Source organism: Maricaulis sp. CAU 1757 (assembly GCF_054482675.1).
The window spans coordinates 160,557-174,637 of the sequence record NZ_JBTLRI010000002.1 but is presented as its reverse complement, the minus strand read 5'-3'; the positions used below and the strand labels follow the sequence as shown (position 1 = coordinate 174,637).

At 67.5% G+C, this 14,081-nt stretch carries 17 protein-coding genes; 5 read left to right on the top strand and 12 right to left on the bottom strand.

Annotation, left to right across the window (positions count from 1 at the left end):
• The 4 genes from radA to ACXYMR_RS07120 all read left to right on the top strand — a co-directional run.
• A partial coding sequence (gene radA / locus ACXYMR_RS07135) for a DNA repair protein RadA (RefSeq protein WP_458942116.1) occupies positions 1-1,237 on the top strand: 1,237 nt, incomplete at its 5' end.
• A gap of 9 nt (positions 1,238-1,246) precedes the next feature.
• Complete coding sequence (locus ACXYMR_RS07130; protein WP_458942115.1) at positions 1,247-1,891, top strand: CvpA family protein; 645 nt, start codon at positions 1,247-1,249, stop codon at positions 1,889-1,891.
• Positions 1,888-3,369, top strand: coding sequence for an amidophosphoribosyltransferase (gene purF / locus ACXYMR_RS07125; protein WP_458942114.1), 1,482 nt, complete (start codon positions 1,888-1,890; stop codon positions 3,367-3,369). Before ACXYMR_RS07130 ends, purF begins: the two co-directional genes overlap by 4 nt.
• The gene (locus ACXYMR_RS07120; protein WP_458942113.1) at positions 3,366-4,079 is read left to right on the top strand and encodes an SDR family NAD(P)-dependent oxidoreductase; all 714 of its coding nucleotides are present in this window, start codon (positions 3,366-3,368) and stop codon (positions 4,077-4,079) included. Before purF ends, ACXYMR_RS07120 begins: the two co-directional genes overlap by 4 nt.
• Positions 4,080-4,099: 20 nt before the next feature.
• Here ACXYMR_RS07120 and ACXYMR_RS07115 read toward each other — a convergent pair whose 3' ends face one another.
• The 12 genes from ACXYMR_RS07115 to ACXYMR_RS07060 all read right to left on the bottom strand — a co-directional run bounded on the left by ACXYMR_RS07115 (position 4,100) and on the right by ACXYMR_RS07060 (position 12,519).
• Positions 4,100-4,531 (bottom strand): hypothetical protein, encoded by a 432-nt coding sequence (locus ACXYMR_RS07115; RefSeq protein ID WP_458942112.1) that lies wholly within the window; start codon positions 4,529-4,531, stop codon positions 4,100-4,102.
• Between the two features lie 30 nt (positions 4,532-4,561).
• Positions 4,562-6,064, bottom strand: coding sequence for a ribosome biogenesis GTPase Der (gene der / locus ACXYMR_RS07110; RefSeq protein WP_458942111.1), 1,503 nt, complete (start codon positions 6,062-6,064; stop codon positions 4,562-4,564).
• Positions 6,065-6,073: 9 nt separating this feature from the next.
• The gene (locus tag ACXYMR_RS07105; RefSeq protein ID WP_458942110.1) at positions 6,074-7,453 is read right to left on the bottom strand and encodes a PQQ-like beta-propeller repeat protein; all 1,380 of its coding nucleotides are present in this window, start codon (positions 7,451-7,453) and stop codon (positions 6,074-6,076) included.
• Entirely contained in the window at positions 7,446-8,237 is a 792-nt protein-coding gene (locus tag ACXYMR_RS07100) for a tetratricopeptide repeat protein (protein WP_458942109.1), read from the bottom strand. The genes ACXYMR_RS07105 and ACXYMR_RS07100 overlap by 8 nt, the downstream gene beginning before the upstream one ends.
• 98 nt (positions 8,238-8,335) lie before the next feature.
• Complete coding sequence (gene panB / locus ACXYMR_RS07095; protein ID WP_458942108.1) at positions 8,336-9,163, bottom strand: 3-methyl-2-oxobutanoate hydroxymethyltransferase; 828 nt, start codon at positions 9,161-9,163, stop codon at positions 8,336-8,338.
• Positions 9,164-9,256: 93 nt separating this feature from the next.
• Positions 9,257-9,601, bottom strand: a complete 345-nt coding sequence (locus ACXYMR_RS07090; protein ID WP_458942107.1) for a hypothetical protein — start codon at positions 9,599-9,601, stop codon at positions 9,257-9,259.
• Complete coding sequence (locus ACXYMR_RS07085) at positions 9,601-10,140, bottom strand: RNA polymerase sigma factor (RefSeq protein WP_458942105.1); 540 nt, start codon at positions 10,138-10,140, stop codon at positions 9,601-9,603. The genes ACXYMR_RS07090 and ACXYMR_RS07085 overlap by 1 nt, the downstream gene beginning before the upstream one ends.
• 13 nt (positions 10,141-10,153) lie before the next feature.
• Positions 10,154-10,540, bottom strand: a complete 387-nt coding sequence (locus ACXYMR_RS07080; protein WP_458942103.1) for a DUF6249 domain-containing protein — start codon at positions 10,538-10,540, stop codon at positions 10,154-10,156.
• Between the two features lie 86 nt (positions 10,541-10,626).
• A complete protein-coding gene (locus ACXYMR_RS07075) occupies positions 10,627-11,184 on the bottom strand; it encodes an NnrU family protein (protein ID WP_458942102.1) in 558 nt (185 codons plus the stop codon).
• A gap of 68 nt (positions 11,185-11,252) precedes the next feature.
• Entirely contained in the window at positions 11,253-11,585 is a 333-nt protein-coding gene (locus ACXYMR_RS07070; RefSeq protein WP_458942100.1) for a hypothetical protein, read from the bottom strand.
• Positions 11,572-12,111, bottom strand: a complete 540-nt coding sequence (locus tag ACXYMR_RS07065; RefSeq protein WP_458942099.1) for an RNA polymerase sigma factor — start codon at positions 12,109-12,111, stop codon at positions 11,572-11,574. The genes ACXYMR_RS07070 and ACXYMR_RS07065 overlap by 14 nt, the downstream gene beginning before the upstream one ends.
• Positions 12,112-12,117: 6 nt before the next feature.
• Positions 12,118-12,519 (bottom strand): hypothetical protein, encoded by a 402-nt coding sequence (locus ACXYMR_RS07060; RefSeq protein ID WP_458942098.1) that lies wholly within the window; start codon positions 12,517-12,519, stop codon positions 12,118-12,120.
• A gap of 185 nt (positions 12,520-12,704) precedes the next feature.
• Here ACXYMR_RS07060 and ACXYMR_RS07055 point away from each other — a divergent pair, with 185 nt between their 5' ends.
• Entirely contained in the window at positions 12,705-14,069 is a 1,365-nt protein-coding gene (locus tag ACXYMR_RS07055; protein ID WP_458942097.1) for an aminotransferase class V-fold PLP-dependent enzyme, read from the top strand.
• The last annotated feature ends 12 nt before the right edge of the window (positions 14,070-14,081 follow it).

Below are 14,081 nucleotides of genomic sequence, written 5' to 3'. Positions count from 1 at the left end.
CCCTCCCCCCTCCCCCCCCCCCCCCCCCCGGCTCGAACTCGTCGATCTCGGCGCCGATACGCCGGAACCACCGCGCCTGCAATCGGGTATCACCGAGCTCGACCGCGTCTGCGGCGGCGGACTGGTGCCCGGCTCGGCCATCCTGGTTGGCGGCGATCCGGGCATCGGCAAATCCACCCTGCTGCTGCAGCTGGTCGCCCGCATCGCCTCCAACAATGTTCGCGCCATCTATGTCTCCGGCGAGGAGGCCATCGACCAGGTGCGCCGCCGGGCCCGCCGCCTGGGCCTGGCCGATGCTCCGGTGGCGCTGGCCGCGGAAACCTCGCTCAACGACATCCTCGACGGGCTGAAGGCCGAGAAACCCGACCTCGTCATCATCGATTCGATCCAGACCCTGTGGAGCGACCAGCTCAGCGCCGCACCCGGCACCGTGGCCCAGGTCCGCGCCTGTGCCCAGGAACTCGTGCGCTTCGCCAAGAAGCGCAATTGCACCGTGGTCCTGGTCGGTCACGTCACCAAGGACGGCCAGATCGCCGGTCCGCGCGTGGTCGAGCACATGGTCGATGCGGTGCTCTATTTCGAGGGCGAGCGGTCGCACCAGTTCCGCATCCTGCGCGCGGTCAAAAACCGCTTCGGCCCGACCGACGAGATCGGCGTCTTCGAGATGGGTGATGGCGGCCTGGCCCAGGTCGCCAACCCCTCCTCCATGTTCCTGGACGGCCGTGGCCACGACACGCCCGGCGCGGCCGTGTTCGCCGGCATGGAAGGCACCCGGCCTGTCCTGTCGGAAATCCAGGCCCTGGTCGCGCCCGCCGCCTTCGGCACGCCGCGGCGCGCCGTGGTCGGCTGGGATACCGGCCGCCTGGCCATGGTGCTGGCGGTGCTGGAAGCGCGCTGCGGCGTGGACATCTCCAACCGTGACATCTTCCTCAATGTCGCCGGCGGACTGAAGATCACCGAACCCGCCGCCGACCTCGCGGTGGCCGCGGCCATCGTGTCCTCGGCCCTCGATGTGGCGCTGCCGGAAAACGGTGTTGTTTACGGAGAAATCAGTCTTTCCGGCGATGTTCGACCGGTCGGACGGTCTGAAGCCCGCCTCAAGGAAGCCGCCAAGCTCGGCTTCACCGAGGCTATCGCGCCGCAGGCCACCGCCGACGACAAGGCTCCGGTGCGCGTCAGAGGCGTGGCCACGGCGCTGGAATTGGTGCAAACTTTGAAGGCTATGGCCGGCGAGTAGGAGTATCCGATGGACGGAGCCCTGACAGCATTCGACCTGGCGGGTCTCGGCATTCTCCTGGTGTCCGGCCTGCTGGCCTTGGTGCGCGGCTTTGTCCGCGAGGCCCTCTCGGTCACCGCCTTCGTCGCCGCCTCGCTGGCTACCCTGTGGAGCCTGCCGGCCTTCATCGGTCCGGCGCGCGACATGATCGACCCCGACTGGCTGGCGCCGCTGGCCATTGGCGGCATCATCTTCCTGATCATCTATCTGGCCGTGACTTTCGTCACTTCCTCGCTGTCCAAGGGCCTCGCCAAGGGGGAGGACGTCAATGTCGTCGACCGTTCATTGGGTTTCGGTTTCGGCGTGCTGCGCGGCCTGGTCCTGCTCGGCCTCGGCGTGATCTTCATCGCCGCGACCTTCGGCGAGGCCGGCCGGCCCCCGGTCTGGGTGCGCGAGGCGCGTATCTACCCGCTGGTCAATGCCACCGCCCGGGCGCTGCAGTCGCTGGCCCCGGAAACGTCCCGTATCGCCGAGACCGCCCCGCTGGCCGATGCCGATGACGACCCGATTGCAGATGCAATAAGAAATAATGACACATCCTATGGCCGCCGTGATCGAAACCGACTAGACGACCTCATCGGCTCGACCACGGATGACCAGGATGACGATGGATGAACGATAGTTCTGCCATTCCCCCCACACTGACCTACGATCCGGAAACGGACCGGCCGCAGGAAGAATGCGGTGTTTTCGCCGTCTACGGTGCCCAGGACGCGGCCGTGCTCACGGCCCTCGGCCTGCACGCCCTCCAGCATCGCGGCCAGGAAGCCTGCGGCATCGCCACTCATGACGGCTCGCGCTTCCACATCGAACGCTATCTCGGCCTGGTCGGCGAGAACTTCACCTCCCCCGACCTGCCGCAACGCCTGCCGGGACCGGTCTCGATCGGCCATGTGCGCTATTCCACCCAGGGCGCCTCCGTGTTGCGCAACGTCCAGCCCTTGTACGCGGACGTGCGCGGCGGAGGCATCGCGCTGGCGCACAACGGCAACTTGACCAATGCGCGCTCCCTCCGCGAAGAGCTGGTGGCCAATGGCGCCATCTTCCAGTCGACCAGCGACAGCGAAGTGGTTCTGCACCTGGCGGCCCAGTCGAAAAAGGCCAAGCTCACCGACCGCGTCCTGTGGGCGCTGAGCCAGGTCCAGGGCGCCTTTGCCTTCGTCGCCGTGGTCAATGACCGCCTGATCGTCGCCCGCGACGCCTTCGGCATCCGGCCGCTGGTCATGGGTCGTCTCGGCGAGGCCTATGTCTTCGCGTCGGAAACCTGCGCCCTCGACATGGTCGGCGCGGAATTCGAGCGCGAGATCGAGCCCGGCGAAGCGCTGGTGATCAATTCCAAGGGCGTGCGCCAGGAACGTCTCGCCCCGCCGCAACCGGCCCGGCCGTGCGCTTTCGAATACATCTATTTCGCCCGTCCCGATTCGCTTATCGACGGCCGCTCGGTCTACGAGACCCGCAAGAACATGGGCCGCGAGCTGGCGCGCGAGAACCCGGTCGATGTCGATGTCGTCATTCCCGTCCCCGATTCCGGTGTCCCGGCGGCCATCGGCTATGCCGAGGAATCCGGCATTCCCTTCGAGCTCGGCATCATCCGCTCGCACTTCGTGGGCCGCACCTTCATTCAGCCGACCCAGGACAGGCGCGACCTCTCCGTGCGCCGCAAGCACGCGGCCAATGCCGCCGTGGTGCGCGGCAAGCGGGTACTGCTGATCGACGATTCCATCGTGCGCGGCACGACCTCGCTCAAGATCGTGCGCATGATGCGCGATGCCGGCGCCACCGAGGTCCATTTCCGCTCTGCCTCGCCGCCCATCAAATTCCCCGATTTCTATGGCATCGACATGGCCGGGCGGAAGGAACTCATCGCCGCCTGCATGGACCTGTCGGACATGACCGAGAAGCTCGAGGCGGACAGTCTCGCCTTCCTGTCCGTTGACGGCCTGTACCGGGCCGTGTGCGGCGAGGATCGCGACGCGCAGAAGCCGCAACTGTCGGACCATTATTTCACCGGCGAGTACCCCACCGTGCTGCTCGACCATGACCGGGCCCTTTCGGCCAAGGAATTCCAGCTCTCCTTCCTGGTGGACGCATGACTGATATCGATCTGAAGAACCGCCTCGCTCTCGTCAGCGGGGCGTCCCGCGGCATTGGACGTGCAATGGCGCTCGAACTGGCCAAGGCCGGTGCCCATGTCATCGCCACCGCCCGCACCACGGGCGGTCTGGAAGAACTCGATGACGAGATCCAGGCGGCCGGCGGCACCTGCACCATCGTGCCGATGGATGTGACCTCGGCCGACGGGATCGAACAGCTCGGCAAAATCGTCAGCGAACGGTGGGGCAAGCTGGATATCCTGGTCGCCGCCGCGGGTGCGCTCGGCGTTCTGACACCGGCCGCGCAGGTCAAGGCCAAGACGTGGAACGAGGTCATGGCTGTCAACGTGCTCGCCCCGGCCCGCATGATCCGTGCCTTCGAGGGCCCGCTGATGCAATCCGACGCCGGACGGGCCGTGTTCATCTCCTCCGGGGCTGCCGCCTCGCGCCGCGCCTTCTGGGCCCCCTACGCTGCCTCCAAGGCCGCCCTCGACGCGCTCGTCGAAAGCTGGGCCAACGAGCACCACAATAACGCCCTGCGCATCAACACCGTCTATCCCGGCGCCATGCGTACCCAGATGCGCGCCAAGGCCTTCCCGGGCGAAGATGCCAAGACCTTGCCGGAACCGGCCGCCCTGTGGCCGACCGTGGCCGAACTGGTGTCGCCGGACTGCACGCGTCATGGCGAAATCGTCAAGTTCGAGGCCTGAGCCGCTGACCGGGTCCCCGGTCAGTCCAGCAGCCGGTCCAGTCGCGCCAGCACCGTGTCGCGGGCCTTGGCCCCGAGCAACACGGCCGGCACGCGCATCAGCCAGACCCGGTAGGCGCTCTGTTGCCGGACCGCCTCGCGGTCAGCCCCGGCCGCCAGCCAGCGGCGCAGGTCCTGCGCCATGGCCCGATCGAAGGCCCAGAGCACGGCTCCGCGATAGGTCGCCTGGAAGAAGGCCTCGTCCGGCCAGACCACCACATGGCGAGCCTGGTGGCCGCAGGCCGGGCAGCTGATCGTTCCGACAATGTCGCCGTCCGGATTGTCGTGCGCCTTGCCCGTCAGGATGGGCGGTCGCCGGCCCGGCCCGCGCAGGAAGCGCGCCGCGCTTGCGCAGGTCGGACAGGCCAGTGCCAGCTGGTCGGGTATCTGCGTGTGTTCATAGGGGCCGGTCACGACAATTGCTCCTGTCCCGACCGTCCCGGATCAGGTGCGCTTGCGCGGACCCGCCGCCTTGCCCGGCTTGCCCGGCTTCTTCGTGCTGCCGGCCGCGCCCTTGGCCTTTTGCCGGATGCGCGGCTGGCTGGCCCGTGACGGAGCCCCGGCCTTGGCCGGCGCACTGCCGCCCCGGTCGCCCTCGACATAGGGATTCTTGCCGGCCTTGACGATCAGCCGGATCGGCACGCCGGGCAGCTCGAAGGCTTCGCGCAACCCGTTGACCAGGTAGCGCTTGTAGCTTTCCGGCAGGTCGGCAGCGCGCGAGCACATCAGTACGAAGGTCGGCGGCCGCGACTTGGTCTGCGAGATGTAGCGCGGCTTGATGCGCCGGCCATTGACGGCCGGCGGCGGGTGACGCTCGATCATCTCGTGCAACCAGTCATTCAGGTCGCGCGTCTTGATCTTGGCGTCCCAGTCCTTGTGAAGCTTTTCCAGCGTCGGCATCAGGGCGTCGAGGCCCTTCTTGCGGGTCGCCGAGATCGGCAGCAGCGGCGCACCGGACATCTGCGGCAGCAGGCGTTCGAATTCCAGCCGGACTTCCTTGAGGAAGGCTTCGCGATGCGGCACGAGGTCCATCTTGGACACCGCGATGGCGACCGCGCGACCTTCCTTGTAGGCCATGTCGGCCAGGTGCAGGTCCTGCTTTTCCAGCGGATGCTGGCTGTCCATCAGCAACAGCACGACCTCGGCGAACTTGACGGCGCGCAGCGTATCGGCGGCGCTCATCCGCTCCAGCCGGTCATTGACCTTGCCGCGTTTTCTCAGCCCGGCCGTGTCATGCAGGCGCACTGGGCGCCCGTCCCACACCCATTCCACCGCGATGGCGTCGCGGGTAATGCCCGCTTCCGGTCCGGTGATCAGACGCTCTTCCCCGAGCAGGGTATTGATCAGTGTCGACTTGCCGGCATTGGGCCGGCCGATGACCGCGATGCGCAGCGGCGGGTCGTCATCGCGCTGGTGCCCCTTCTTGGCCGCCTTGGCGACGTCACGGCCCAGCATCGCCTCGACCCGGTCATACAGCTCGCTGATGCCATCACCATGGGCGGCGGAGAAGGCGATGGGATTGCCCATGCCCAGTTCGAACGCGTCCATCAGGCCGCTCTCGCCCGCCTTGCCCTCGCACTTGTTGGCCAGCAGCAGGACCGGCTTGCCGGTCTTTCGGATCAGGTCGGCAAAGCTCTCGTCGAGCGGCGTCACCCCGGCCCGCGCATCGATCAGAAGCAGGCACAGATCGGCATCCTTGATGGCCATCTCGGTCTGGGTGCGCATCTCGGCGTCCAGACCGTCCTTCTCGGCATCGTCGTATCCGGCCGTGTCGATCAGCAGCAGGCCCATATCGCCCAACCGGCCACGCGCCTCCCGGCGGTCGCGGGTGACACCCGGCCGGTCGTCGACAATGGCCAGCGGTTTGCCCGCCAAGCGATTGAACAGGGTCGATTTTCCCACATTCGGCCGTCCGACGACGGCGATGCGGGGCAGAAGGTTGGTCATGTCTTGCGCCTATCTCAGCGCGATCAGCCGCGCCTCGTCGGTGAGCACATATACGGTTTCATTGGCAATCACAGGCCCCACGAACACATCGCCGCGCAGGTCCCACTCGCGCATCACGCTGCCGTCATAGGCATTGATCAGCGCCGCGCCGCCATCACTGGACGCGACGAAGAGCCGGCCGCCGGCCAGAACCGGCCCGGTCCAGGCGATGCGGTCGCGCCGCTTGCGCGGGTTCTCGAACAGTTCCAGCTGGGTGATCCAGTACACCTCGCCGGTATGCCGCTCGATGCACACGATCTCCGCTTCCGATGTGGTGACGTAGAGGAAGTCCCCGGCCACGATCGGTGCCGACACGCCGCCCGCAGGCTGGCTCCAGCGCCGCTCTCCGGTGCGCAGGTCAATGCCCGCCAACAGGCCGGAATGGCTCATCGCATAGACCATGTCGTCGACGATGACCGGGCTGCCGGCGACATCATTGATGTCCGACAGCGCCGTCAGGCCACCGGTCCGGGTCAGGCTGTCCGACCAGACCGGGTTGCCGTTCTGCACGCGCAGCGCAATCAGCTCGCCGGACGCGAACGGCGCGACCACGATATCGCCCAGCACCGCCGGGCTCGGAGCCGTGATCAGGCGGGCCGATTCGACAATGCCCTGATAGGTCCACATCACGGTGCCGGTATCGGCTTCCAGGGCCAGCAATTCATTGTCATCGCTCGACACGAAGACCCGGCCGTCCGTCACAGTCGGAGCGCCGTGGAACGGGACCAGCGTGTCGCTGCGCCACACTTCGCTGCCGGTGCCGGCGTCCAGGGCGACCATGTAGTTGAACCCGGAGTGGGCGTAGATGCGGCCGGAATCATAGGCGATGCCGCCGCCGAAGGAATCGCGGTCACGCCGGCTCGGTGGTGCCAGTCGGGCGCCCCAGACACGCACACCGGTATCCGCGTCGCGCGCTTCCACCCGGCCGGTGGCGTCGATGGTGAAGACCTTGCCGTCGGCGATGACCGGGCGGGCATTGAGGCGGCGCTGATTGTTCGAGCCCTCACCGATCCGCTCCTGCCAGATCGGCGCCAGCGAACCGCTGGCCAGGGTGTGCTGCACCGAATTGGTCGGATAGCCGCCCGGCTGCGGCCACACGGTGTTGGCATAGGCGGTCGGCAATTGGACCGGCCCGCGCTCGGCTTCGCCATCAAGGCGCAGGCCCTGCTCGAAATCGAGAATGGAAATCCGGTTCTCGTTCGACACCTCACCTTGATCGGCCTCGTCCTCATTGCCGAAGCCGGGAATGGCGTTAAGCGGGTTGGGAATGTTGGGCACCGACGAACAGGCGGCGAGCGGTGCCAGCGCGGCAGCGGCCAGCAGATTGCGGATACGCATTACATCAATCATTGCCTGTGTCCCCGGCATTGCCTGTGTCCCCGGCCTCATTGCCCTCGTCATCGTCGGCCGCGTTTCCGGCTGCCTCGGTGGTCGCCGGCACGCTTGTCGCGCCCGGCCCGGCCGTCGCGGCATCGGTGGCCGGAACCCCGCCCAGCTGGTCGATTCGGGCCAGGCCTTCCTGGGCCCGGCGACGCAGGCCTTGCGGCGTGTCGAGGGCGAAGCTCAGGAACTGGTATTCGTCCTGCGCGCGCTCCAGATTGCCGGCCTTGAGCGCGGCAGCTGCGATGGTCTCGCGCGCCAGGTAGCGATACGGCGAATTGTCGCCGGCCAGCGGCCGTAGGCGCAATTCGACATCATTGAAGCTCAACTCGTCCCACATCGCCCAGACCGATTTCAGCTCGGCCAGGTCGGACAGGACAATGTCCGAGGTGCGCGCGGCAGCCTGGTCGAACAGGGCCGCGGCTTCCGCGCCATTGCCGGCCTCGAGCGCCAGCGCGCCGCGCTGCATCAGGGCCAGGGCGGGATAGCTGCCGGTGCTGCCCTCGGCCAGCTCCGCAAAACGCGCATCAGCCCGCGCCAGGCGGTCGGCCTCGACAGACGCCATGGCTGCCATGTAGCGGTCCGCGCTGGCCTGCGACTGCGCCGTGCTCCAGCTTCTCCAGCCCTGATACCCGGCGGTGGCGATCACGATGGCTGCGGCCCCTCCGAGGAACCAGGGTCCGTACTGGCGCAGCAGGACCTGGTATTTGTCGCGGCGAAGTTCTTCGTCGACTTCTTCAAAAATATCGACCACGTCGGGCGGGCTCCGTCATTACAAGCGAGGGCCCGCGCGAGCGGGCCGTTTCAGTGTTGCCGGACCCTAGCGCCAGCCGCGCGTAGCGGCAACCAAGCTCAACTGTCCGAACGCTTCAGCGTGTACACTTCGGCAGCGGAGGGAAAGGCCCGTTCGCGCACCTCGTCGGCATAGCGCGCCACCGCGGCCTCGGTGCGCTTGGCCATATCGTCATAGCGTTTGACGAATTTCGGGGTCCAGTCGAACACGCCCAGCATGTCCTGTGTCACCAGGATCTGGCCGTCGCAGGCGGCGGACGCGCCGATGCCGATGGTCGGCACATCGACGGTTTCGGTGATTTCGCGGGCAATGTCCTCGGCGACACCCTCGATGACGATGGCAAAGGCCCCGGCATCGGCGGTGGCGCGGGCCTCGTCGAGGACGCGCTGGCGTTCCGTCTCGGTCCGCCCCTTGGCCTTGTAGCCGCCATCGGCGAGCGCCGCCTGCGGCCGCAGGCCGATATGCCCGATCACCGGGATGGAGCGTTCGGCCATGAAGGCGATGGTGTCGGCGGCATAGGTCCCGCTTTCGATCTTGATCGCCTGGCAGCCGGTCTCCGCCATCACCCGGGCGGCGTTCTCGAACGCCTGCTCGGGCGATTGCTCGTAGGACCCGAACGGCATGTCGACCGCGACCAGGGCCTTGCGCGCGCCGCGCATCACCGCCTGGCCGTGCAGGATCATCATGTCCAGCGTGACGCCGATCGTGCTGTCCAGCCCGTGCACCACCATGCCGACACTGTCGCCGACCAGCAGCAGGTCGCAATGCCGGTCCAGCAGGCGCGCCATCGGCGCGTCATAGGCAGTCAGGCAGACCAGGGGCGCGCCGCCCTTGCGGGCACGGATGTCGGGCGCCGTCAGGCGGCGGGTCTGGGTCTGCACGGACATGTCGCGAACTCCGGAAAACTGTCGGGGCGCAGCCTATCCCAGCTTGTTGCACTGCAAAAGAGACGATCCCGCCCCTGGCCAGCGCGCGCCCGGCTAGGCCAGCCGACGCGGCAGCAGTGTGGCCACGAGGCCCAGCGTGCCGGCCATGGCCAGGGCGATCACGGCTTCCGGCCCCGCCATCTGGGCCGTCTCCGCCCAGAAGTTCTCGCCACCGGGCAGACGCAGACCGCCGAGCAGCCTGATCAGCTGCGAACCGGCCACGGCGGCACCCGCCGCGGCAGCGCCGCCGAGAATCAGGATGCGCTTGTGATCCGGCTGCGCCAGTCGTTGCGCCACAGCGTGACTGAAGGCCCGTGCCTCGCTGTCGCGCTCGAGCGGTCTGGCGGCATCGGCGAAGGCGGCCCGCAAACGGGCGTCGAAGGCATCATCCATGGTCATCAGCTTACCACCTCGGCATCTGCAAAATAAGCCCGGAGCTTGGCGCGGCCCCGGTTGACGTGTGACTTCACCGTACCCAGCGGCATCCCCGTCGCCTCGGCCGCATCGCCGTGCGACAGGCCGCAGGAATAACACAGCACGACGGCGATGCGTTCCTCCTCCTTCAATGTGGCAAGCGCCCGGTCGAGATCAACCACATTGCCCATGTCGCGTGGCGCCTCGCTGTCCTCCACATCACCCTTGAAGCGGTCTAGCATGCGGTCCGAGGATTTGCGTTTGCGGGCCGATTTGAGGAATTCGGTATAGGCGATCGAGCACAGCCACGACTTGAAGCTCCCCGTCCCCCTGAAACTGCCGATCTTCTGGAAGGCGTGCAGGAAGGCATCCTGCGCCAGATCATCGGCCAGCGCGTGATTGCGGCACATGCGCTGCAGCATGGACCGCACCAGGCCCTGGTGTCGCCGGACCAGCTCGCCGAAGGCAGCCGGATTTCCCGTGGCGACGACCAGGGCCGTCAGATCTTCATCTGTCGCGGACATGTCTCAGGCGTTCTCAGACCGCGTCCTTGTCTTTTTTCCCCGTCAGCCCGAAGGCCACCAGGACCAGGCCGATAAAGCCCGGGAAAGCGGCCACGGCCGGCATGATGTAGAGCGGCTCCGGATCGCCTTCGACGGCGGAAATGGCGAAGCCGAGACAGATGAAGGCCACGGCAACGGCGATCAGGATGGCGCCGGCCTTGAGGTCGCCGCGGCTGTCCTTGCGCGGCATGCCCAGCGCCCGGACCGTTTCCGGGGTCAGCGGTTGGCCACTGCGGATCGCCTCCTCGACCACGCCCAGCGTCTTCTGGCGCGTCTTGGCAGCGTTGAATACGGCGATCCAGACGATGGCCACGACCATCAGGAAGGGCGCCAGCGATACGAGCATCACGGAAGTTGGCATGACGTTGTCCTTTGTTCTTCATCGACCACGTGCTCAGGCACGTCTGACCCCTTGATGCACCCCATCCTGGATTTGGATGCAGGCGATCAGCCGATAATCGCGACACCGAACAGGTACATGTGCACATTCATAAGGATCAGGGCGGCCAGCACGCCCAGGATGATGGCGGTCAGGTCACCGCCCCAGCCCTTGATCACCGGCGGCGGCGTCTCGCGCATCCAGGCCGAAATGAAGGTCACCAGCGACCACACGAAGAAGGACCCGAACAGCACCATGGCGTGCAGCTCGCCATTGGCCAGCAAATGCGCCCCGGACCACAGGATGACCCCGGCCAGCATCGGATGGCGCACGGTGTGGCGGATGTGCCCCGGCGCATAGGCGGAGACCAGCAGGATCAGCCCCAGCGGCACCAGCAGGAAGGCGACATGCCGGGTCCAAACCGGGGGGGACCAGATCACCGGACCCGGATGAGCCTGGATCATGCCGAACACGATGAGGGCAAAACCCGCCAGGGTGACCAGCGAGTACAGGCCGCGATACGGCCCCGGACCGAGGCGGTCCAGCAGGGCAGGTCGCACGCCCGGTATGACCCGCACCAGGTGCGGCCCCAGAAACAAGACCAGTCCGGCAATCAGCCAGGCCATGACATCCCCTCCCCCAGGGTCTTCTCGCCCCGACTATAGACGATTCACCGGGCGAGGAAGGTCAAGCGTCAGGGAATCCGGATCCCCGCCGGCAACAGAGCCAGGATGCGGCCCGGCCGCTGCCAGACGGCGTGCAGGAACAGGACCGACCCCACCACCAGCGCCGGCAGCAGCACGCTTTCCACCAGGGCCGGGGCCAGGCTGGCGGCCAGGGCCTGCAGGGCGGGAGCCGACAGCATCAGCGCCAGGAGGGCCAGAACACCGCCGCCAAGCGCCCGGCCCGTCTCCAGCAGGAAGCGGCGCCGGGCGATGAGCGCCATCACCCGTCCGCTGAACACGCGATCACGGTCCGGCACGGGATAGTCGACACTCAGGGCGGCCAGTGAATCAGGCTGCGTCATTGTCATCTCCCAAGATCTCGACCAGGCGGGCCCGCCCCCGGGTCACATGCGATTTTACCGTGCCCAGCGGCAGGTTCAAAATCTCCGCCGCGTCGGCATGCGACCAGCCATTGCCCAGGCACAGGGCGACGGCGGCGCGCTGGGCGGCCGGCAGCTGGGCCAGGGCCTGCTGCATGGCCAGCTGCACCTCGTCGGCGCGATCTGCCCGGTCCGGTCGCTCGACCTGCCAGCTGGTCTCCCGCTGGCGCGCCCGCACCCGGCTGCGGGCCGCTCCCTTGGCCTTGCGCCAGGCAATGGAAAACAGCCAGGCCTTCAACCGGTCCGCCTCCTTCAGCCCGCGCAGCCGGGTCCACGCGGCCAGGAACACGTCCTGGGCAATGTCGTCGGCATCGGCCGGGTCGCCGCACAGCCGCCAGACAAACGCGCGGACCGGTTTCTGGTAGCGGTCCACGATCTGTCCGAAGGCCGCATCCGACCCGGCCCGGGCCGCCGCCACCAGGGCGGCGTCCGAGGCGTCCCCCCGCATCCTCCCCTAGCCGCGCTTGAACAGGCTGGACGCGAGGAAGGCGAGCGACAGCACACCGAGAATGAGGGCGATAAAGTAGAACTCCTCGCCGACATCGGCGATCAGGCCGGTATAGCCGGAATAGGCGAACACGCCGGCCAGACCGGCAAACAGGATGACCAGGAAGGCATTGCCACCCCCGGACTTGCCGGATTCCTCATCACTCCCGCTGTCCCAGTCGCTGTCCTCGTCCTTGTCGAGCGCGGCAACCAGCTCGGCCGGCGGCTCCTTGCCAGAGGCGGCGTAGGACTTGAGCAGCTCGATCTTCGCCTGGGTCCGCTTGTAGCGCATGAAGCTGTTCCAGCCCCCGGCAATGAAGAAGCCCAGCGGAAACAGCAGCCACCAGTAACTCTCGAAAATCTCGGCCATGATCAGTCCTTCCCGTTTCGGCACCCCGTGCGCCGTTCGTGAATAGGTCGCCACCGACCCGGTCTGTGGATGCAGCCCCCGCAAAAAAAGTTCAGCGCCCGACAAAACGGTCGCCCACTGCCCGGGGGGAACCCTGCCAGAAGCCAGTCGTTACTGGAACAGCACCGGCTTGGGAGGATGTTGATATGCCCCTGGACAGACGAGACTTCCTGACCGTCAGCGGTCTGGCCACGCTTGGCGCACTCGCCGCCTGCAAGGAACCACAGGAAACACGCTCTCCGTCGCCCGCCGAGCCTTCCTCCGAACCACCACAGACCGAATCGGCCGTCGAAGCCCTTGATGGCCTGAGCGGCGGTGATGAATGGGATGATGTCCGCCGCCTGTTTTCGATTGAACCCGGCCTCATCGACCTGGGCACATCGGCCGTCACCGCCCACCCGCGCCCGGTCGCCGAAGCCATTGCCGGCCACCGCGACGCCCTCGACAGCCGTCCGACCGCCTACCTCGCCACGGAACGCGACCGCCTCGACCAGGCAGCCCGAAGCGCCGTGGCCAGATATCTCGGCCTGTCCGCCGACGCCGTCACCCTCACCGGCAGCGCCACATTCGCCGCCGGCCTCCTGTTCGACAGCCTGCCGCTGGTTGCCGGCGACGAGATCCTGACCACCAACCGCGAGGACTTCGTCATCCACGAAGCAGCCCGCCTTGCCGCCACCCGGACCGGGGCCAGCCTGCAAGCCGTGGATCTGCCCGACGACCCGAGCGAGCTGCCCGATCCGCTCCTGGTGAGCCGACTGGTGTCCGCAGTTACCCCCCGCACCCGCGTCCTCGCCCTCGGCTGGGTCCATCCCGACACCGGCCTGCGCCTGCCGGTGCGCGCCATCAGCGACGCCATCGCCGAGCTCAACGCCCAACGGGACGACCGGGAGCGTATCCTCGTATGCCTCGACGCCACGCACGGCCTGGGTGTGATCGGTACGAGCTTCGAGGCGCTTGGCTGCGACTATGTCTTCGCCGCCTGCGACCGCTGGCTGTTTGGTCCGCGCGGTACCGGTTTCATCGCCGGTCGCACCTTCGAGCGCCTGCGCCCGCCCTTCCCCAGCGATCTTGATCCGGCGATGCGCAATGCCTGGCGTGCCGGGCAGGCTCCGAGCGGTCCTGTCACGGCGGCCCGCCTCACCCCCGGTGGCACTACCGCCTTCGAACACGTCTGGGCCCTGCCTGCAGCCTTTGCCCTGCACGCCGAGCGCGGCCCGGACCTCATCGCCGAGCGCACGCTCGCCCTCGCCGCCCAGCTCAAGGACGGCCTGCAGGCGATGGAGCACACGCGCCTCTGGTCACCGCTCGAAGCGGAGCGCGGGTCAGGCATCGTCGCCTTCGACATCAACGCCTTCTCACCGGCCAATGTGGTTGGCCGCCTGCGCGAGGAAAACATCATGGCGCTGGTCTCCGCCTCGCGCCGACCTCGCGTCGTGCTCGCCCCCTCGATCCGCAACACCCCGGCCGAGATCGACACCGTGCTCGCCGCCATCCGGGCCCTGCGCGACTGACCGGGAGACCAG